Genomic DNA, 707 nt, shown 5'->3' on the forward strand with positions numbered 1-707 from the left:
GCCAAGGAAAAGTGGCGGACTACATTCCGGCTCTGGCAAAAGTACCGAATAATAAATTAGCTATTGCGGTATACACCAATGAAGGTGAAGTGATTAAGGCTGGCGATGCCGATGAGTCTTTTTCTATTCAGTCTATTTCGAAAGCACTGAGCCTAACGTTGGCCATGTGCTTGTACAAACAAGAAGAAATTTGGGCAAGAGTAGGTAAAGAGCCATCCGGTCAGGCGTTTAACTCGCTGATTCAGTTGGAGATGGAACAGGGTATTCCACGCAACCCGTTTATTAACGCGGGTGCAATTGTTGTGGCTGACTTGCTGCAAAGTCGTTTGTCTGCACCTCGTCAGCGCTTACTTGAGTTTGTTCGTCAGCTGTCGGGTGATACTCACATTGTCTACGACAAAGTCGTGGCCGCTTCGGAAATGATGCACGGCGATCGCAACGCGGCGATTGCTTACCTAATGCGTTCATTCGGGAACTTCGAAAACGAGGTTATTCCTGTGCTACAAAACTACTTCCATGCCTGTGCTTTAAAGATGAGCTGTGTGGACTTAGCAAAAACCTTTAGCTACCTAGCCAACAAAGGCACTTCCGTGCAAACGGGCAAGCCAGTGGTGTCACCAACACAAACGAAGCAACTGAATGCATTGCTCGCAACTTGTGGTTTGTACGATGGTGCCGGTGAGATTGCTTACCGTGTGGGTATGCCA

General features: G+C 47.9%; 1 protein-coding gene. It reads left to right on the plus strand.

The genetic code is table 11. The annotated features are described in order from the left end of the window. The coding region (gene glsB, locus R7Z77_RS25610) for a glutaminase B (RefSeq protein WP_318137083.1) at nucleotides 1–707 on the plus strand (707 nt) is incomplete at both ends.

The sequence above is a fragment of the Vibrio sp. 1401 genome, from assembly GCF_033340295.1.